General features: G+C 41.9%; 16 protein-coding genes. 3 read left to right on the top strand and 13 right to left on the bottom strand.

The genetic code is table 11. The features are described from left to right. From nuoL to ndhC, 11 genes are all read right to left on the bottom strand, one after another. The gene (gene nuoL / locus IEV17_RS13795) at positions 1-1,896 is read right to left on the bottom strand and encodes an NADH-quinone oxidoreductase subunit L (RefSeq protein ID WP_004663747.1); all 1,896 of its coding nucleotides are present in this window, start codon (positions 1,894-1,896) and stop codon (positions 1-3) included. Next, complete coding sequence (nuoK, locus tag IEV17_RS13800; RefSeq protein ID WP_004638057.1) at positions 1,893-2,201, bottom strand: NADH-quinone oxidoreductase subunit NuoK; 309 nt, start codon at positions 2,199-2,201, stop codon at positions 1,893-1,895. Before nuoK ends, nuoL begins: the two co-directional genes overlap by 4 nt. Continuing rightward, positions 2,201-2,719 carry an NADH-quinone oxidoreductase subunit J gene (gene nuoJ, locus IEV17_RS13805; RefSeq protein ID WP_171062459.1) on the bottom strand — a complete coding sequence of 173 codons (519 nt, stop codon included), beginning with the start codon at positions 2,717-2,719 and terminating at the stop codon, positions 2,201-2,203. Before nuoJ ends, nuoK begins: the two co-directional genes overlap by 1 nt. Further along, the gene (gene nuoI / locus IEV17_RS13810; protein ID WP_004663751.1) at positions 2,719-3,261 is read right to left on the bottom strand and encodes an NADH-quinone oxidoreductase subunit NuoI; all 543 of its coding nucleotides are present in this window, start codon (positions 3,259-3,261) and stop codon (positions 2,719-2,721) included. Before nuoI ends, nuoJ begins: the two co-directional genes overlap by 1 nt. A gap of 18 nt (positions 3,262-3,279) precedes the next feature. Then, positions 3,280-4,296 carry an NADH-quinone oxidoreductase subunit NuoH gene (nuoH, locus tag IEV17_RS13815; protein ID WP_004663752.1) on the bottom strand — a complete coding sequence of 339 codons (1,017 nt, stop codon included), beginning with the start codon at positions 4,294-4,296 and terminating at the stop codon, positions 3,280-3,282. 3 nt (positions 4,297-4,299) lie between these two features. Further along, positions 4,300-6,984, bottom strand: coding sequence for an NADH-quinone oxidoreductase subunit NuoG (gene nuoG / locus IEV17_RS13820; protein ID WP_004663754.1), 2,685 nt, complete (start codon positions 6,982-6,984; stop codon positions 4,300-4,302). Between the two features lie 11 nt (positions 6,985-6,995). After that, positions 6,996-8,321 carry an NADH-quinone oxidoreductase subunit NuoF gene (gene nuoF / locus IEV17_RS13825; protein ID WP_004663755.1) on the bottom strand — a complete coding sequence of 442 codons (1,326 nt, stop codon included), beginning with the start codon at positions 8,319-8,321 and terminating at the stop codon, positions 6,996-6,998. After that, positions 8,318-8,827, bottom strand: coding sequence for an NADH-quinone oxidoreductase subunit NuoE (nuoE, locus tag IEV17_RS13830; RefSeq protein WP_004663756.1), 510 nt, complete (start codon positions 8,825-8,827; stop codon positions 8,318-8,320). The genes nuoF and nuoE overlap by 4 nt, the downstream gene beginning before the upstream one ends. Before the next feature lie 12 nt (positions 8,828-8,839). Then, a complete protein-coding gene (gene nuoC, locus IEV17_RS13835; RefSeq protein ID WP_004663757.1) occupies positions 8,840-10,627 on the bottom strand; it encodes an NADH-quinone oxidoreductase subunit C/D in 1,788 nt (595 codons plus the stop codon). A gap of 85 nt (positions 10,628-10,712) precedes the next feature. Further along, a complete protein-coding gene (locus tag IEV17_RS13840; protein WP_004638049.1) occupies positions 10,713-11,390 on the bottom strand; it encodes a NuoB/complex I 20 kDa subunit family protein in 678 nt (225 codons plus the stop codon). 6 nt (positions 11,391-11,396) lie between these two features. Further along, positions 11,397-11,948, bottom strand: a complete 552-nt coding sequence (ndhC, locus tag IEV17_RS13845; protein WP_004663758.1) for an NADH-quinone oxidoreductase subunit A — start codon at positions 11,946-11,948, stop codon at positions 11,397-11,399. A 397-nt stretch (positions 11,949-12,345) separates the two neighbouring features. Between ndhC and IEV17_RS13850 the strand changes: the two genes are divergently transcribed. Both IEV17_RS13850 and IEV17_RS13855 read left to right on the top strand, forming a co-directional pair. After that, positions 12,346-13,764 carry a GGDEF domain-containing protein gene (locus IEV17_RS13850; protein ID WP_004663759.1) on the top strand — a complete coding sequence of 473 codons (1,419 nt, stop codon included), beginning with the start codon at positions 12,346-12,348 and terminating at the stop codon, positions 13,762-13,764. 92 nt (positions 13,765-13,856) lie between these two features. Continuing rightward, entirely contained in the window at positions 13,857-14,213 is a 357-nt protein-coding gene (locus IEV17_RS13855; RefSeq protein ID WP_004663760.1) for a hypothetical protein, read from the top strand. Positions 14,214-14,301: 88 nt separating this feature from the next. Here IEV17_RS13855 and bfmS read toward each other — a convergent pair whose 3' ends face one another. Both bfmS and bfmR read right to left on the bottom strand, forming a co-directional pair. Further along, positions 14,302-15,942 carry a sensor histidine kinase BfmS gene (gene bfmS / locus IEV17_RS13860; RefSeq protein WP_004663761.1) on the bottom strand — a complete coding sequence of 547 codons (1,641 nt, stop codon included), beginning with the start codon at positions 15,940-15,942 and terminating at the stop codon, positions 14,302-14,304. 40 nt (positions 15,943-15,982) lie between these two features. After that, positions 15,983-16,699, bottom strand: coding sequence for a response regulator transcription factor BfmR (bfmR, locus tag IEV17_RS13865; protein ID WP_004655457.1), 717 nt, complete (start codon positions 16,697-16,699; stop codon positions 15,983-15,985). 545 nt (positions 16,700-17,244) lie between these two features. Here bfmR and IEV17_RS13870 point away from each other — a divergent pair. After that, positions 17,245-20,079 (top strand): ribonucleoside-diphosphate reductase subunit alpha, encoded by a 2,835-nt coding sequence (locus IEV17_RS13870; RefSeq protein ID WP_004663762.1) that lies wholly within the window; start codon positions 17,245-17,247, stop codon positions 20,077-20,079. Positions 20,080-20,141: the final 62 nt, after the last annotated feature.

Genomic DNA, 20,141 nt, shown 5'->3' on the forward strand with positions numbered 1-20,141 from the left:
TTATTTCCCCACAACCTGAATCACGATCAAGATCATCAATAACACCACTACACCGAGTGACATGCTTGATGCGTATTCACGCAATGAACCTGTTTGACGCGAACTTGTAAAGCTATTACCACCTTTCACAAGTGCAGGTAGCACTAACCATAAACCATCAATTGGATCACGACCTAAGATTTTCGCAATCAATAAATATGGTTTTACAAAAACGATGTCATACAAAGCATCAAAACCAAATGCGGTACGGCAAATATGTGCTAAACCAGAACCCAAAGATGTTTGAGCAAATGATTTAACCGCACCATACGCAAAGGCAAATAAGAAAATACCAACAACTAAACCAACAAGGGCAACACCACTTGCTAAATGTTCTGCATGTGCAACCGCTTCTTCTAAAGCTTCAGGAACAACAAAGCTTGGAATACTTGCAGCAGTCAATAATTTTGCAACAGGTGCTTGTAAGAAATAACCAACACCTGTTGATAAGGTCGCAAGAATTGCAAGCGGTGCCCAGTAAGTTACGCCATGAATGGCATGTGCATGGGTTTTTTCTTCGCCAAAGAATACCACCCAGATTAGACGGAAGGTATAGATAGACGTTAAGAATGCACCAGCAACACCCACCCAATACAACGTATTATAAAGTGGAAGGTTTGCAATCGTAGACTGTGCATATACTGCACCTAAAATCGCATCTTTAGAGAAGAAGCCAACTGTTACAATTGGAAGTGCAGCTAATGCGCCACCACCGATGACGAAACACCAGAATACAAATGGAATCTTTTTACGTAATCCACCCATTTTGAAAATGTTTTGTTCGTGATGACATGCAAGAATCACTGCACCTGAAGAAAGGAACAATAACGCTTTGAAGAATGCGTGAGCCAACATGTGGAATAAACCAGCTTGATACGCCTCAGCACCCACTGCCATAAACATATAACCGAGCTGACTCATGGTTGAGTAAGCCAAGATACGTTTGATATCGGTTTGAACCAATGCAGCAAAACCAGCTACAAGTAAGGTTACTGCACCTGTAATCGAGATGAATTGCATTACTTCTGGTGCCATTTCCATCACAGAGAACATACGGCAGCATAAGTACACACCCGCTGTAACCATCGTTGCAGCGTGGATCAATGCAGATACTGGTGTAGGACCAGCCATCGCATCAGCTAACCAAGTTTGTAATGGAATTTGCGCTGATTTACCTGCCGCACCTAAGAACAACATCAATGCTGTCCAAATCGACAATGATGAACTTTGCGTCATCACAGTCGCTGCATGTTCAACAATGTACTGTGTATTCAACGTACCAAACTGTTGATAGAGCAAGAACAATGCGATGAGTAAGAAAACATCACCCACACGTGTTACGGTGAATGCTTTGATTGCTGCCCAACCATTTGCAGGGTTTGAGTAGTAGAAACCAATCAAGAGGTATGAACACAGACCTACGCCTTCCCAACCTAAGAACAATAACGCCAAGTTATCGCCGAGTACCAACAACAACATGCTGGCAACGAACAGGTTGAAATAAGAGAAGAAACGTGCGTAATCTTCTTCACCACGCATATACCATGATGCAAAGATATGAATCAGAAAACCAACACCTGTAATCATACCTGTCATCAATAATGACAAACCATCAAGGTGCAAGCTGATGCCTGGCTCAAAACCGCCAACACTGAACCACGTCCATAAGTGTTGAACAAAAACGGTTTGGCCACTGCTAGTAAATGCAAGGCCAGCGATTAAAGCAAATAAGGCAGATAAACCAACTGAACCGACACCAATAATGGCAGCGACATTTTCAGACAGTTTGTTACGCCCTGCCGCTAACAGGATAAAACCAATGAGCGGGAATAAAACGGTTAAATATAATGTACTCATCCGCGCATCTCACTAGCAGCATCCACATCCAAGTGATGGAAGCGATGATAAAACTGAAGGACGATCGCAAGACCAATACACGCCTCTGCTGCAGCAAGCGTTAGGATCAAAATGAACATCACTTGTCCATCTGGTTGAGCCCAAACACTACCTGCCAAAACAAATGCCAATGCAGCAGCATTCATCATCACTTCAAGGCTCATTAGCATAAATAATAGGTTGCGTCGCACCATTACACCGTAAAAACCGAGTGCAAAAAGGATGGTTGCAACAATCAAACCATGTTCTAAAGGGATGTGTCCCATTATTCTTTATCCTCTTCTGCACTTGGTTCACGTTTGCCAAGGTGATATGCAGCAACTAAGGCTGCAAGCAATAACATCGCGGCAACTTCTACCAATAATAGATAGTGAGTAAATAATGCTTGACCGACTGCTTTAGGACCTACAATTTCTGTACCTAATGGTGCAGAAATCGTGGTGTATTCTCCACCCAACATCCAAACCAAAACCAAGCCCAATAAGAAACTCATTAATGCAGGATATGCCCATGCATCAGAGGTTAACCATTTACGTTCTTGTTCAATCGTATCTTGTCCAAGGTTCAACATCATGACCACAAAGACGAACAAGACCATGATTGCACCAGCATAAACAATAATCTCAAGTGCACCAGCAAAAGGCGCACCCACGATCATGAAAATACCAGCAACAGCAAGTAAAGAAACGATTAAACTTAAAAGAGCATGTACGGGATTCGTATTTGTCACAACACGAATTGTCGATACGATGGCCACAAGTGCCATCAAATAAAATGGCCACATCATGGTAATAAGCTCCGTACATCAACTGGTGCACTTTCTTTTTGTGCTTGACCTTTTTCCTTACCATTTACTGCCATACCAGTGACACGGTAGAAGTTATAGTCAGGATATTTGCCTGGGCCAGAAATCAATAAGTTTTCTTTTTCATAAACCAAGTCTTGGCGTACATATTCAGCAAGTTCAAAATCTGGAGTCATCTGAATTGCAGTTGTAGGACAAGCTTCTTCACACATACCGCAGAAAATGCAGCGTGAAAAGTTAATACGGAAAAATTCTGGATACCAACGTCCATCTTCTTTTTCCGCTTTTTGTAATGAAATACAGCCAACAGGACATGCAACCGCACAAAGGTTACATGCCACACAACGCTCTTCACCATCTGGATCACGCGTCAAGATGATACGACCACGAAAGCGTGGAGGCACAATTTGTTCAGCTGGTACTTCTGGATATAAAATCGTGTCACGTTTACGTGTTACATGGCTAAACACCATCCACAACGAACGGACAATCGATCCAAATCCAGCTAGAATTTTATACATTTTGTACTCCCTGCTGTCCTAGGCCTGATTCATCAGAATCACAGCACCAGTCACTAACAAGTTGACCAACGCCAATGGCAAACAAACTTTCCAACCAAAGTTCATCACTTGGTCATAACGTGGACGCATTAAAGAACCACGCGCCAATACAAACATCATTACAAAGAATGCTGTTTTAATCACGAACCAAAAAACTGGTGGAACAAATGGAATTTCTAAGTTAAATGGTGCAAGCCATCCGCCGAAGAATAACGTTACGATCAGTGCAGAGATTAAAACCACGTTGACGTATTCCGCAACGAAGAACATCCCCCACTTCATCCCACCATATTCAACGTGATAACCTTCCGCCAATTCTTGCTCAGCTTCTGGTTGGTCAAATGGATGACGATGCGTCACTGCAACACCAGCAATAACAAAGATAATGAAACCAATGAATTGTGGAATAACAAACCAAACATCACGTTGAGCTTCAACGATTTCACGTAGGTTGAATGAGCCTGCAATCGCAACCACACCCATCAATGAGATACCCAAGAACACTTCATAAGAAATAGTTTGAGCAGCAGAACGAAGACCACCGAGTAACGAGTATTTGTTGTTAGACGCCCAACCACCAAACAGCACTGCATAAACTGCGATACCAGCCATTGCCATAAAGAACAATAGACCGATACTCATATCCGCAACGCCCAGTGTAGGACTTACTGGGATGACCATAAACGAAAGTACAGCAGTTGCCATCGCAACTGCTGGTGCTAAACGAAAAGTCAGCTTGTCGGCAAACTTTGGTGTCCAGTCTTCTTTGAACATGATCTTGAGCATGTCGGCAACGATCTGGAACATACCACCCGGACCAACACGGTTTGGACCATAACGGTCTTGCCATAATGCCAAGAGACGACGCTCAATAAATGACATTAACGCAGCAACCAAAACTACCACCAACAGGATCACAACTGCTTGAATCACCGAATAAGCGATTGGCCAGTTCTCAGCCCAAAGTGGCGTTTGACGTATAATTTCTTGATTCATGAATTACACTCCTACTGCCACAGACACAGGCTCTGCCAATGAAACGGTTGGTGCTAGACCAATTGGATAACCAATATAGCCTGTTGGTAAATATTCGATGACTTGTACAGGTAAGCTGATGCTCGTTTCGCCTGCTTTCACGGTAATACGTTGGCCATCTTGAACATTTAAGCGCGTCGCATCTTGTTCACCCACGGCAAACATCGCTTCAGGAATACGTGATTCCATTGCTGGTGTTTTAATCGTGAATTCACCAGAACCAAAGATATGGTGCATTGGCACAAGACGGAAGCTTTCAGGATTCACAACCACGGCAGTCGGTGCAACATAGCTACGTGCAGGACGTTTTGCTAAGCGATCAAATAAACGCACACCTGAATCACCACCTTTTAAGTGACCACCGACTTCATCTTGGTACTTGTTCCACGCTTGTGGCGAGTTCCAACCCGCAGCCCATGCGAAAGGTACTAAAGACGATGCTGTCTGATTACCCACATAACCTTCCATAGAGAATGTTAATGCTGAATCTAGATCGGTTGGTTGTTTTGGCTCGTGAATCGATAACGGCGCACGCATTGCAGTACGACCTGAGTAACGACGTGGCTCACGTGCAATTTTCAAACCATGAACACGATAACCTGCATCTGGTGCAACATCTTGAATTGCTTCAAGTACTGGTACATTCTTCACGATGTCATCAATCACATCATCAAGCAATGTCCAATCGACTGCTTTACCTTTAAGACCTGTCTCAACAGCATGTAACCAACGCCATGATTCTTTGATCGCATATTCAGGCTTGTAGTAGCTTGGGTCATACACTTGATAGAAACGTTGTGCACGGCCTTCTTGACTCACTACAGTGCCATCACCTTCAGCAAAACTTGCTGCTGAAAGAACGATGTCTGCAAGCTTCACAGTCTCAGTTTCGCTGTGATCCAATACGATCACAGTTTGAGCTTTATCAAGCGCAGCTTTTACTTGAGCAACTGGCAAACGACGAGTTAGGTCATTCTCAACCACAACTACGGCATCATAGTCTTGTGCAAAAGCTTGTTCTAAACTTAAACCACCGAATAATGCCAAGCCCATTGAGTTCACTTCAGGAACAGTCAATGATAAACCTGCATTTTCACCTAAGTTTTGTGCAACCTGTGCAGCCGCTTCGATAATTGCAGGATCTTGTAAACTCGTACCAGAAATGATCAAAGGCTTTTTCGCTGCTTTCAAGGTATCTGCAATTGTTTGCGCGAATGCTTTTGCATCTTCAGCCAAACCAGTCAGTGCTTCACCTTTAAGCGCAGCAGCAACCGCGAAACCTAAACGTGCGATGTCATTTGGCGATGCAACTACTTCACCTGTTGCCACATCCGCTAAACGTGTTTGCGTTGCAGCAAGAATGTAGATTGGAGATTTAGCATCTTGACCAATACGTTGTACAGGCTCCGCCAACCAATCTGGTGTACGTGTTTTAGCTGCCATTTCTTTTGCTTTATTTTTCGCTGCTTGGCGAACCGATAAAGCCATACGTGGCGCAGTTTGAGTTAAGTCTTCACCCAAGATCAACACCGCATCGTAACTTTCAATTTCACGCATGTTCGGGTTGTAAATACCCTGTGTTTGCATGATTGATGCAGCTAATTCAACCAAATTTTGCTCTTTTTGAGACAATCCAGTTGAATAGTTGTCTTGTCCAACCAATTGACGTAGCGCATAGTTTGATTCCAAGCTTGCGCGTGGTGAACCAATACCTAATACTTTTTTGCCTTTTAGTTGAGCAATGACTTGATCAAGTGCTTGATCCACACTCACTGTTGTAACAGCGTCACCATTACGGAACTGTGGTTGACGTGGACGATCTGCACGATTCACATAACCTGTACCGAAACGACCTTTATCACACAAGAAGTATTGATTTACTGAACCATTGAAACGGTTTTCAACACGACGGATTTCGCCATAACGCTCACCTGGTGAGATGTTACAACCTGAAGAACAGCCTTGGCATACGCTTGGTGCATATTGCATGTCCCACTTACGGTTATAACGTGCTGAATGCGTCTTATCAGTAAATACACCAGTCGGACAGACTTCAGTCAAGTTACCAGAAAATTCAGACTCTAAAGTGCCTGATTCTGGACGACCGAAGTAAACACGTGAAGCATTGGCATATACACCAAAGTCCGTACCGCCCGCATAATCTTTGTAGTAACGCACACAACGATAACATGCGATACAACGGTTCATCTCATGCGCAATAAACGAACCCAACTCTTGGTTATAGTGCGTACGTTTCGTAAAGCGGTAGCGACGACGATCGTGCTGAGTCATCACTGTCATATCTTGTAAATGACAATGCCCCCCTTCTTCACAGACTGGACAGTCGTGTGGGTGGTTGGTCATCAAGAATTCAACGATCGAGGCGCGGAAATCCGTTGCTTCTTTGTCTTCAATTGAGATAAAGGTATTGTCAGCCGCTGGTGTCATACATGACATCACGAGACGTCCGCGTGTATCGTCAGCATTTGCATACTGAGTTACTGCACATTGACGACAAGAACCAACAGAACCTAAGGATGGGTGCCAACAAAAATACGGGATGTCGATGCCAAGGCTGAGACATGCTTGTAGCAAGTTTTCTGAGCCGTTGACTTCATACGATTTTCCATCGACATGAATTGTAGCCATAGTCGAATTCCTTAAGCTTGTTCTACGTCTAGAGCTGAAGCATGGGTTTTAACCTTTGCTTCAAACTCGTTACGGAAATATTTAAGTGCGCCCATAAGCGGCTCCATCGCACCTGGTGCGTGAGCACAGAAAGTTTTACCGATCCACAATTTACGCGTCAGTTCTTGTAAATGATCGATATCTTCTTTCTTACCTTCGCCTGTTTCCAGTGCTTTGAGCGCTTTAACTGCCCAAGGTAAACCATCACGGCATGGTGTACAGAAACCACATGATTCACGTGCAAAGAATTCTTCTAAATTACGTGTAGCAGAAACCATACATTGCGTTTCATCAACCACCATCAGCAAGCACGTACCTAAACGTGAACCTGCCTTCATGATGCTTTCAGCATCCATTGGCAAGTCAATATGTTCAGCAGCCAAAAAGTCTGTCGATGCTCCACCCGGCAACCATGCTTTGAGCGTTAAACCATCACGCATACCACCTGCATGATCTTCAATCACTTCACGTGCAGTCGTACCAAATGGCAACTCCCAAAGACCTGGGAATTTAACTTTACCTGATGCACCGTAGATCTTAGTGCCTGGATCTTTAGACTTGTGCGCTGAAAGGTTGATATACCATTCAGGACCACGCAACATAATCGCTGGTAAGTTATTGTAGGTTTCAACGTTGTTGACAATCGTCGGACGACCCCATGCGCCCGCAACTTGCGGGAATGGTGGTTTAGTACGTGGATTGGCACGACGACCTTCAAGCGAGTTGATCAATGCCGTTTCTTCACCACAGATATAACGTCCTGCACCCGTATGAACATGCATTTCAAAGTTCCAGCCAGTTCCAAGGATGTTTTCACCCAAGTAACCTTTAGCGCGGATTTGTTCTAATGCTTCATTTAAATATTGAGCTGCCTCAATATATTCACCACGGATGAAGATATAACCATGTGTTGCTTCAAGGGTATAACCTGCAATCAACATCCCTTCGATCAATTGATGAGGAAGTTTTTCCATCAACAAACGGTCTTTGAAGGTACCTGGTTCCATTTCATCGGCATTACAGATCAAATAGCGTGGACCACCATCATTTGGCGCCATCAAAGACCATTTAATCCCTGCTGGGAAACCTGCACCACCACGACCTTTTACCGTCGCAGCTTTAATCACTTCAAGTACGTCTTTTGGTGGCATACCGAGTGCTTTTTTAAAGCCAGCATAACCTTCAAGCGCTTCGTAATCATCAGCAGCACGTACAAACTCTTGTTTGCTCAAACGCCAAGTCAATGGATGCGTGTCTGGATTACCGTCGCCATAAATTGGTTTTGGTTCAGTATTCATACATACTTCTCCAATAACTGTTTAACTGATGACACTTCTACGAGACCGTGAGTATCTTCATCAATCATTAAAGTTGGACCTTTATCACAGTTGCCTAAACAGCAAATTGGGAGCAAGGTAAAACGACCATCTGCTGTAGTTTGTCCGTACTGGATACCTAACTCACGCTGGAACGCTTCTGCTAAAGTTTCTGCACCCATCAAGAAGCATGCAATTGAGTCACACAATAGAATCACATGGCGACCAACAGGTTGACGGTAGATACGGTTATAGAAAGTTGCAACACCTTCCAGATCCGCTACGCTCATGCTCAACAGCTGTGCAATCGCATTCATCTGTGCATCATCTACCCAGCCATTACGACGTTGTACGCATTTTAATGCATCCAATGATGCCGCACGTGGATATGGATAGTGATCAATATGATGTTCAATGTCATGGATTTCTTCAGCAGTCAAAATCCCTTCAACATTCACACGAGGTTTTTTATCAGTCAAAATCATCATAATCGTTTACCCCTAGCGATCCACGTCAGCCATAACCACGTCAATGGTCGCCAAATAAATGATCAAGTCAGAAACCAAACTGCCATTAATCACAGAAGGCATTTGCTGCAAATGTGTGAAGGTCGGTGTACGAATACGAGTACGGTAACTCATCGTTGACTTATCTGAAGTCAAGTAATAAGTACTCGCACCTTTCACCACTTCAGTCATAAATGATGACTCACCTGCAGGCATGACAGGACCCCAAGATACGCTCAAGAAGTGCGTAATCAAGGTTTCAATATCTTGTAATGTCTTATCTTTTGGTGGTGGAACAGCCAGTGGATGATCCGCTTTATAAGGACCAGATGGCATGTTGTCCAAGCACTGTTGAATAATTTTCAACGACTCAGTAATTTCACGGAAGTGAACCAAGACACGTGCATATGCATCGCCTTCATATTCCACTGGAATATCAAAGTCAAAGTTTTCATAACCACTGTATGGACGATATTTACGAACGTCAAAGTCAATACCCGTCGCACGTAAACCCGTACCAGTTACACCCCAAGCCAACGCAGATTTAGCGTCGTATTGCGCAACATTGCGGGTACGACCAATAAATACTGAGTTTTTAAGCGCTGCAGTGTAGTACTCGTTCAAACGTTTTGGCATCCACTCTAGCAATTCTTTAACAAGTTTTTGCCAGTTGTTTGGAAGGTCATGTGCCGTACCACCGATACGGAACCATGCTGGATGCATACGGTAACCCGTGATCGCTTCAACGATGTCATAGACTTTTTGACGGTCTGCGAACATATAGAATACAGGGGTCATACCACCCGCATCCTGAATCGCTGTACCACAGAATAACAAGTGGTTATTGATACGGAATAATTCGTTTAACATCACACGAATGACTTGCGCACGCTCAGGTACTTTAATACCAGCAAGCTGTTCAACTGCCATCACGTATGGCATGTTTTGCGCACAACCGCCTAAGTAGTCAACACGATCGGTATAAGGAATAAATGAATGCCACGTCTGACGTTCAGCCATCTTTTCCACACCACGGTGGTGATAACCAATATCAGGTACGCAGTCTTTCACTTCTTCACCATCCAACTGCAATACGACACGGAACGCACCGTGTGCAGATGGATGGTTAGGACCTAAGTTCAAGAACATGAAGTCTTCATCAGCATTGCCGCGTTTTAGACCCCAGTCTTCAGGCACAAAGCGTAGGTGTTCTTGTTCAAAATCCTGTTTCGCTTGATTCTGCATATACGGCGTATATTCTGTCGCACGCGCAGAATATTCTTTCCGTAATGGATGACCTTCCCAATAGGTTGGCAATAAGATACGACGGAGCATTGGATGCCCAGCGAAATCGATACCAAACATATCGTAAGCTTCACGCTCGTACCAGTTGGCATTTGGCCAAATATTGGTTGCGGTTGGGATGCTTAAATCATTTTCATTTAATGCAACTTTAATACGAATATCACTATTACGCTCAAGCGATAACAAGTGATAAAACACAGTAAAATCTGATGCTGGTAAACCATCACGGTGAACACGTAAACGCTCATCAACCGCAGATAAGTCAAACAGCATTACATAAGGATGTTCCACTTTACGGAGGAACATAAGGACTTCTTGCACGCGTGCGCGCTCAACCCAGACTGTTGGAAACTCTTCAAAAGTCGCCTGCACATAGAAGTTCTCACCAAATTTGGTTTTGAGCTCTTCTACGATTGCAAATGCTGGGCGTGAATCAACTTGCGTTGACTCTGGCATAGCAATGTCAGTTTCAGCCATTGGCTTGGCTTCCTATTTAATACAAATTCTGGCAATTTTCCCGATGATCATGTCTCTTCAGACATGTCACAATTCATCGTTCAAATTATTTAATTTCATCCATAGAGCGTAAATTTTTCACCGCAATACGTTCCGCATTTTTACGATCGCGTTCTGGCATCATCTTTGGCTTATACACAGGCTGAAGATCATCACCAATCACCGCTGAAAGTGGACGGCGCTCTAGTTGAATTTGGTCTTGAAGTAACATCAATGCTTGGATCAATGCTTCTGGACGAGGTGGGCAACCTGGGATGTACACATCAACAGGAATAATTTTATCGACACCTTGTACTACAGAATAGATGTCGTACATACCACCAGAGTTCGCACAAGCACCCATAGAGATGACCCATTTAGGCTCAAGCATTTGTTCATACAAACGTTGAATTACAGGTGCCATTTTGACAAAGCAGGTTCCTGCAACAATCATTAAATCTGCTTGACGTGGTGAAGCACGAATAACCTCAGCACCAAAACGAGACAAGTCATGCACACCAGTTAAAGTCGTCGCATATTCAACATAACAGCATGATGTACCGAAGTTAAAAGGCCATAAAGAGTTTTTACGTCCCCAGTTCACTGCGGTATGCAACACATCTTCAAGACGTGTCATCATCACACTTTTATTCACTTCTTCCTCAAGAGGATCAGTTACGATTTGACGATCTTGTAATGGATACTGATCGGCATCTGGATTCGCACGGGTTAAAGTATATTTCATCCCGACTTACTCCTGTTCAAATGATGATGTAGTCGGTGTTTTAGACTTAACACGACCAGAAGACTGTGCTGGAATATGACCAGTAGGATCGACAACAAGCTCTTCAATATTATTGAATCGAGTAATGTCAGCAATATTCATATTCGGTGAACCAATTTTTGTTGTCACACCAGCAGATTTACGACGATCTACAGGTGCCCAATTCAGCGCGCCTACAGAAATTGCATAAACCAAAGCGATCAAAAGATCCACAACAAAAATAACGACCGTGGTAAATCCAAACCAACCTACTTCACGAACTGATGTCGACCATGCGTAGAGGTAAAGAGCTTCCAAGTCAAAGACAACGAAGAAAATTGCAACTAAATAGAATTTGGCTGACAAGCGGATACGAGCACCGCCCGCACCAACTACACCTGATTCAAACTGCTCTTGCTTCGCACGCCCCCATGCTTTACCCCCGAGGAGTAAGGGAACTGTAAGCATAAAAACGCAAAGAAATGTAACGCCGATCACGAAGGCGATAATCGCCCAATCGTATGGAGTAATGGCACTCATGCGGGGATAACTCCTGGCAGGCCTATTTTTAACAAAGAATGTATGTATTGGCCTTCAAATACACCAAACACAAAATTAATCCCGCCAATTGTACCTGATTTCTAATTTCTCATGCTAGTTGAAGCGCTTTAGTCTTTAGGATGATTTTGTTGATTAATTTCCTGATACGACCTAGATCGCTACAAATTCACCCTTAAAAATCGAATTATCAAATCGACTAACCAATATTGATCATTTTTTTCTTTATTCTTGCGCCAAAAATATCCGCAACTTGTCATCAATGCTCAAAAATATTGCAGCATGAACTAAATCATTGCATTGATACAAATTTATGCTGAAAATTTAAACAAAATTTATATAATAGCCCGACCTAATTCCTCCAAGGAAAAGTGTCAGGATGACTCAATCAATGGCAGCATCAAAACCTAAATCACTTTTGCAATTATTTTTCGTTTTCGCTGCTGTGATCTTTTTTTGTTGTCTCATCGGTATCGCTACCCGACACTTAACATTTCTTGCTTCGTTTTGGCCAGCCAATTCTGTTTTACTGGGTTTACTGATTCGTTTTCCACAAACACGGCACCCGATTAGTTTGATCGGTGCAATCGTAGGCTACTTGCTTGCGGATACTTTGCAAAATACTCCATTTTTGCTCAACCTCTGTTTAACTACAGCCAACTTGTGCTATGTCCTGACCGCACTCTTGCTTTACATCAAGTTAACCTCACTGATTCGCTCCATGCATCAAGGTTACTTCTACTTATTTTTATTTAGCTTCTGCTGTGTCGGTGCGGTATCAAGTTCTTTATTTGCTGCATTTTCCCTTCCCTACTTTAATACCAAATTCGCTCTTGGTTCGTTTTGGATTGATTTTGGACATTGGTTTACCGCTGAAATTCAAAATGCTTTGTTAATCCTCCCTGCTATGCTAAGTGCACCTGTGCTTGGAGAATTCAAGCAACAAATTAAAGAATTTAAAGCACTCACTGTTCAGGAAAGCCTACCGTTATTTAGTGTTATTTTTTCAATTGTAATCGCTTACTATGATACCGGCCCCGGTTCAGTGCTTTATCCAATTGCCGCATTAATTTGGTGTGCTTTACGCTATCGTCATTTTTCAGTCACAATTATCACGTCTGTGAGTTGTGCTTTTATTATTTATCACGTCTCACAAAACTATTTACTGCTCTATCCAGAGCGATATTTAAATAACACCATTTCTATACGTTTGGGTTTAATCATGATGACGATTGGACCGCTCACAGTTTCCAGCATTAATATGGTGAGAACGAAGCTAATCCAAGAGTTACAACATATTATTGCTCATGATGAACTCACCTCAAGCCTGACTCGCCGTCAATTTTTACAGTCAGTTCAACTTTTACAACAGCAAGCAAAAAACTCTGCCAAAACGACCGCTTTTTTCATGTTAGATATCGATCATTTTAAACAAGTGAATGATAACTATGGCCATCAAATTGGAGATCGTGCGCTACAAAGTTGCGTCCAGACCATTCAAACCATGCTGAGACCGCATGATTTACTTGGTCGTTTAGGCGGTGAAGAATTTGCCATTTTCATGACTGATATAGATGCAAACACAGCCTATCAAGCTGCTGAGAACATCAGAAAAAGAATTAGCCAAACACCTATCAAATTAGAACAGCAAAATGACTTTTATATCCAAGCGAGTCTAGGAATTTATATCTGCGAGGCAGAAAACCTACAATCTATCGAACATCATTTCAAGCAAGCAGATGACGCCTTATATCAAGCCAAACGCCAAGGTCGAAATCAGGTTGTCATTTCGACATAATATGTTGCAATTCAGCTACATGCTTTAATTAACTTTATACACTATTTGGCTGAGAGATCGGTATTCTAAAAGTAGCAAACAAGGAGAAAAATATGCATTTAGAATATACACATGACTCAGATTATTTCTTTTTTTCACAGCTGCTGATGCGGCACATTGAAAGTTATATTCGGAAACACCCTGATGCTGATAATGCAATTTTCGACCTAAGAGATATCTATGAAGTCTTTAGAGAAGACTTTGCTGCAACAACAACCAATCTTGAAAGTATTCTAAACATTACTGATAGCTATAAAGTTGAAACATTAAATGGCGATCAACCATTGATCAAAAGTTATAAAATAGACGTAAAAAATAATTCATTACTTCTGGATTTTAATATAGATGCACTGAATGGCTTAAGGTCTGGTCATCCATTAATCGAACCTGATTCATCTGTTCATGAATAAGCAATATTTATGCTTCATAAAAAATCAAAGCCAAAGCTTGATGCTTTGGCTTTCTTATATTCTTCATACAAGCTTAAATGAATTAAAACTATTTTTTTATGTTTTGTTTATAGCGCTTCGCTGGCCATGTCATGGTAAAACGTGCGCCACCTAAGTTAGGGCTTTGGTCTACCATAATATCTCCACCGAACCAATACGCGATACGACTCACGATTGATAAACCCAAACCATACCCACCTGATGCGCGTGTACGACTATCATCCAAACGAGCAAACGCTTCAAAAATACGTGTGCGCTCTTGCTCTGGAATCCCTGGTCCATCGTCCTCTACACACACATATGCCTTACCATCAGCACGAACACCACCACTAATTCGAACTTTATGATCGCAATAACGAACGGCATTTCCAACCAAGTTTTGTACCACACGATGCAAATAGCGACGTTCAGCATCTACAGATAATGACAACGGCGGTGCAATTAACTCAATTTCTTTTTGAGTCTTCAATGCTTCTGTTTCCATTGCAACCTGATCGAGCACTTCAACCAATACTACATCTTCGAAGTCTAAAGATGGCGTACCCTGCTCTAGTTTGGCGTAAGTCATAATTTCATCAATTAAAGTATTGAGTGCTTCAATATCTTTATCAATCATATCGACTTGCTGAATTCGATAATTATAGTCATCTTCTTCAGCTAACATTTCCATGCCAAAACGAATTCGTGCCACAGGTGTTCTGAGTTCATGCGACACTGCACGCATTAATTCACGTTGTGCTTCAATCAACCGCTGAATGTGATCTGACATATTGTTATAACTAGATGCCAAATTTGCCATTTCATCTGTACCTTCAATCGGAACACGTAATGACAAATCACCAGACTTCATTTTATTTAAAGCAAGACGAACCTGACGAATTTTCCGCTCAAGCGGTAGAATTAAACCGTAAACACCTAGACTTAATAAGAATAAGCTAAATAAGGTAATACCTGCTGAAAGCTGAAAAGGCATCCAATTAAACATTGGAACTGGACCTAAGATAAGGACTTGTGCAGGATGATTTGGCATTGGAGAAACAATTGAAATCGTTGTACCACGTACAGTTGCACTATCCTTATATAACAGAATACTTTGGTCTTGACGTAAACGACCGATTTGCTCTGAATCTAGATTAATATCTTTAATATTGGCAATCGTAATCGGATAGTAAAAATGCTTTTTAATTCTTTCTAAATATTCACGCTCTTGCCCCGGATAAAAAATCAAATAATCCAGTACAAAAATTGGCAATGCCTTCATTTGGCGCTCGCCGAGCTTATCCACTTTGATATAAAGATAATGTTTCGCATCATCTTTCAGGCCAATAATGATATAACCCACACCATTATTGGCATCATAACGAACCACTGATTTCTGTTCAGCAATCCGCTTTTTCTCAGTACGAGAAAGCTCTACACGTGCTGCATCAACATAGTAGATTGGAAGTTCTAGTAAATCGGAGGCATCAGAAATCCAATCTAGCTTTTGTTGTTTTTGAGGCTGTCGAGATACCCCCTCACTGATGACATATGAAATACCATCCGTCAGAGATTCACGATATTCTTGCGCGCGTTGATAGTTGATGACCTGTACCAGCAAATAACAAAATGCGGCAACAACAACAACTAAAACCACTAATCCAGCATAAATTCGCAAGAAAATGCTGTTTTTTAGTACTCGACTTACCATAAGGGAAATAAATCCAAGCTAATTTAAAGCAAGACGCAAATTATATCCCGTTAGTTTCTTTAACGAATAAATAACCTTTGCTACGCACAGTTTTGATACGTTTTGGATTTTCTGGATCATCACCAATTTTTGGACGAATACGTGAAATACGCACATCGATCGAACGGTCTTGACCATCGTATTCAATACCACGGAGACGCTCAAAAATATCTTCACGAGATAAAATGCGCCCTGCGTTTGAAGCTAGCAACCACAATAAGTCATATTCAGCGCTCGTAAAATCAACCAGCTCACCATTTAAAGTTACTGAACGGCCACCGTTATCAATCACGAGATCATCAAACTCGATACGTTGAGCAACTTCGTCTTCAACTGTTTTATCAGTACGGCGTAATAAAGCACGAATACGAGCTAATAAAACACGTGGTTGAACGGGTTTAGCAACATAATCATCTGCGCCCATTTCTAAACCAAGTACCTGATCCATATCTTCAGTACGTGCAGTTAACATCAAAATAGGCTGATGATAGTGTGGACGAACTTCTCGACAAACGGTTAAACCATCTGCACCTGGTAACATCACATCCAATACAACTAAATCTGGCTGCTCACTGATAATACGGCGAATCGCACGATTACCATCTGTTTCGACCCCAACTTCTAAACCGTTACGAATCAAATACTCTTGTGTTAAGCGTGCTAAGCGTTCGTCATCTTCAACGATCAAAATCTTTGGTAACTTTTCTTCTTGGCTCATTTGTATGCCCCTACAATTAGAGTGAATCTATCTATAAAAATCTGACAGATACATTGGTTTATGTTTTGCAATATACACACGTTTACATTGTAAACAAGTAGGCGTTCACCAAACTGATACACGGCTAAGCACTTTTGTTATATTTTTATTAAAATTATGAATTTTAATATATTTTTTAATTTCATCTGCTTTTTCCGACAGGATGAATTTTTAGTATAGATTTTGTGCCAATGTTAAACAATTTGTTTCTTTCTTCACCCAAAATAATTTAAGTGTTTGTTTTTTGACTTATCCACAGAGTTATCTATAAGCCTTTTTTAATGGCTTTGTTATGCTATGTGCCTGTGAATTCAGCAGTTAAGACATGAAAAAAAATTTACCAAAATGTCAAGGATTGATCTGCTGTAAAAAATCCCGTATCTTGTGTTGAAAATAAACTTTAACCACTAAGTATTGTGTTTATCCCTCAAACATCGTGGCATACATTTTGCTCGATTCAAACGGTCTATGAACATAAAAATAGATGATAATGGAGCTATGCTGACATGAGCATCATCACTTCTACTCCTGGTCAAATTCAGGTAATTAAGCGCACTGGTGAAATCGCGTCTTTTAATGCCGAGAAGATTTCTGTTGCGATCGGGAAAGCCTTTTTAGCTGTTGAAGGTCAACAAGGTGCTGACTCTAGTCGCATCCATGACCGTATCACTCAATTAACAGAGATGGTACTCAATACTTTTAATCGTCGTTTACCTTCTGGCGGTACGATTCATATCGAAGAAATTCAAGACCAAGTTGAATTGGCATTGATGCGTACAGGCGAGCAAAAAGTTGCACGTGCCTACGTTATTTATCGTGAACAACGTGCCACTGCTCGTCAGCAAGCAGGCGCGAACCACCATCCTACCCTTCAAATCACTGATAATAATGGTCAGCTCCAACCATTAGACCTCGGTGCACTCACAGCGACAATCGAAACAGCAAGTGAAGGTTTGGAAGGGATTGATGTTCAAGCGATCGTCGATGAAACCGTTAAAAACTTATACAACGGCGTAAAAGAAAGCGACATCGCAACGACCATGATGATGGCAACACGTACTCGTATCGAGCAAGAGCCAAACTACACGTATGTGACTGCACGCTTATTACGTAATGAGCTAGTGAGCACAGGTTTAGAGTTCTTAGGTCTATCTACAGACACATTAGAAAATGATGCTTTAGAAACTTTCTTGAAGAAAGGGATCGAGCTTGACCTTCTTTCTGCTGATCTTCTTGATTTTGACCTTGCAAAATTGGCAGCAGCGATCCAACCAGAACGTTCAAACCAGTTTACTTATTTAGGTCTACAAACTTTATTTGACCGTTACTTCATTCACTCAAATGGCGTACGTTTCGAATTACCGCAATTATTCTTTATGCGCGTATCGATGGGTCTATCATTAAATGAAGAAAATAAAGAAGAACGTGCAATTGAGTTCTATAACTTATTGTCTAGCTTCGACTACATGGCTTCTACGCCAACCCTGTTTAACTCTGGTACATTACGTCCACAATTATCAAGCTGTTATTTAACAACAATTGGTGATGACCTATATGACATTTATGGTGCAATGCGTGACAACGCTATGCTGTCTAAATGGGCGGGTGGTTTAGGTAATGACTGGACACCTGTGCGTGCTTTGAACTCGTATATCAAAGGCACAAACGGTAAATCACAAGGTGTTGTTCCATTCCTGAAAGTTGCCAACGATACGGCTGTTGCAGTGAACCAAGGTGGTAAGCGTAAAGGTGCAGTCTGTGCATACCTCGAAACTTGGCACTTAGATGTTGAAGAATTCCTAGAGCTACGTAAAAACACAGGTGATGATCGTCGTCGTACTCACGACATGAATACAGCGAACTGGGTTCCTGACTTGTTCATGCAACGTGTATTTGAAGATGCTGAATGGACACTATTCACGCCTTCTGAAACACCAGACTTGCATGATTTAACGGGTGCTGAATTTGCTGAGCGTTATGCACACTACGAAGCTGTAGCAAAACAAGAAAACATGCTCCACAAGAAAGTACGTGCGAAAGACTTATGGCGCAAAATGCTTTCGATGTTGTTCGAAACAGGTCATCCGTGGATTACATTCAAAGACGTATGTAACTTACGTTCACCACAACAACACGTGGGCGTAGTTCACTCATCTAACTTGTGTACAGAAATCACTTTAAATACAAACCAAGATGAGATCGCGGTCTGTAACTTAGGTTCGATTAACCTTGTACAACACGTTCAAGGCGGTGTATTGGATCGTGAGAAATTAGCACGCACCATTAAAACTGCGGTACGTATGCTCGATAACGTCATCGACATTAACTACTACGCTGTACCACAAGCGAAAAACTCGAACATGAAACACCGCCCTGTGGGTATGGGTATCATGGGCTTCCAAGATGCACTTTATGAAATGGGCATTGCTTATGGTTCAGATGCAGCAGTCGATTTTGCTGATGAATCAATGGAAGTAATCAGCTATTACGCAATCGAAACATCAAGTAACCTTGCAATCGAACGTGGTGCTTATTCAACATTTAAAGGTTCATTGTGGGATCAAGGGATTCTGCCAATCGACTCTTTAGAAATCGTTGCGAAATCTCGTCCAGAGCGTATGTTCGAAGTTGATCGTACTCAACGTTTAGATTGGGATAGCTTACGTACTAAAGTTCAAAAAGACGGTATGCGTAACTCGAATGTGATGGCAATTGCACCTACTGCAACGATCTCTAACATTTGTGGCGTGTCTCAATCAATTGAGCCAACATTCCAGAACTTGTATGTGAAATCTAACCTTTCTGGTGAATTCACTGTAATCAACCCTTACCTTGTTCGTGCATTAAAACAACGTGGTCTGTGGGATACTGTGATGGTGAATGACCTGAAACACTTCGAAGGCTCAGTACAAAAGATTGCGCGTATTCCTGAAGAATTAAAAGCAATCTTCGCAACTGCGTTTGAAGTGGATACACGTTGGATCGTAGATGCTGCATCTCGTCGTCAAAAGTGGATCGATCAAGCACAGTCATTGAACCTTTACATCGCTGGCGCGAATGGTAAGAAACTTGACATCACCTATAAGATGGCATGGTTACGTGGTCTTAAAACTACGTATTACCTCCGAGCTTTAGGTGCAACATCTGCTGAGAAATCAACAATTAATACTGGTGCACTGAATGCAGTAAAACCAGCGACAATTGAAGCACCTATCGTTGCGGCTCAAGCAGTTGAAGAGAAAAAACCTGAAGTTCAAGTTGAAGAAGATGGTTTCACAACAGCAGCTCCAGTACCAATGGCTTGTTCAATCGACAATCCAGATTGTGAAGCTTGTCAGTAATTAGATCTTGGAGAAACCCTTCTTAAATAAAGTAGGGTTTATTTAAGATTTAAAGGAAAGAG

Origin of the sequence: Acinetobacter modestus (assembly GCF_014636095.1) — a bacterium.
Lineage (GTDB): Bacteria > Pseudomonadota > Gammaproteobacteria > Pseudomonadales > Moraxellaceae > Acinetobacter > Acinetobacter modestus.

Bases quoted from the DNA above. Each gene is read 5' to 3' on its own strand.
- nuoC (WP_004663757.1), bottom strand. From the start codon at position 10,627: ATGGCTGAAACTGACATTGCTATGCCAGAGTCAACGCAAGTTGATTCA.
- nuoE (WP_004663756.1), bottom strand. From the start codon at position 8,827: ATGATGATTTTGACTGATAAAAAACCTCGTGTGAATGTTGAAGGGATT.
- nuoK (WP_004638057.1), bottom strand. From the start codon at position 2,201: ATGGGACACATCCCTTTAGAACATGGTTTGATTGTTGCAACCATCCTT.
- nuoH (WP_004663752.1), bottom strand. From the start codon at position 4,296: ATGAATCAAGAAATTATACGTCAAACGCCACTTTGGGCTGAGAACTGG.
- bfmR (WP_004655457.1), bottom strand. From the start codon at position 16,699: ATGAGCCAAGAAGAAAAGTTACCAAAGATTTTGATCGTTGAAGATGAC.
- IEV17_RS13840 (WP_004638049.1), bottom strand. From the start codon at position 11,390: ATGAAATATACTTTAACCCGTGCGAATCCAGATGCCGATCAGTATCCA.
- bfmS (WP_004663761.1), bottom strand. From the start codon at position 15,942: ATGGTAAGTCGAGTACTAAAAAACAGCATTTTCTTGCGAATTTATGCT.
- nuoF (WP_004663755.1), bottom strand. From the start codon at position 8,321: ATGAATACTGAACCAAAACCAATTTATGGCGACGGTAATCCAGACACG.
- nuoI (WP_004663751.1), bottom strand. From the start codon at position 3,261: ATGTATAAAATTCTAGCTGGATTTGGATCGATTGTCCGTTCGTTGTGG.
- ndhC (WP_004663758.1), bottom strand. From the start codon at position 11,948: ATGAGTGCCATTACTCCATACGATTGGGCGATTATCGCCTTCGTGATC.
- nuoJ (WP_171062459.1), bottom strand. From the start codon at position 2,719: ATGTGGCCATTTTATTTGATGGCACTTGTGGCCATCGTATCGACAATT.
- IEV17_RS13850 (WP_004663759.1), top strand. From the start codon at position 12,346: ATGACTCAATCAATGGCAGCATCAAAACCTAAATCACTTTTGCAATTA.
- nuoL (WP_004663747.1), bottom strand. From the start codon at position 1,896: ATGAGTACATTATATTTAACCGTTTTATTCCCGCTCATTGGTTTTATC.
- IEV17_RS13855 (WP_004663760.1), top strand. From the start codon at position 13,857: ATGCATTTAGAATATACACATGACTCAGATTATTTCTTTTTTTCACAG.
- IEV17_RS13870 (WP_004663762.1), top strand. From the start codon at position 17,245: ATGAGCATCATCACTTCTACTCCTGGTCAAATTCAGGTAATTAAGCGC.
- nuoG (WP_004663754.1), bottom strand. From the start codon at position 6,984: ATGGCTACAATTCATGTCGATGGAAAATCGTATGAAGTCAACGGCTCA.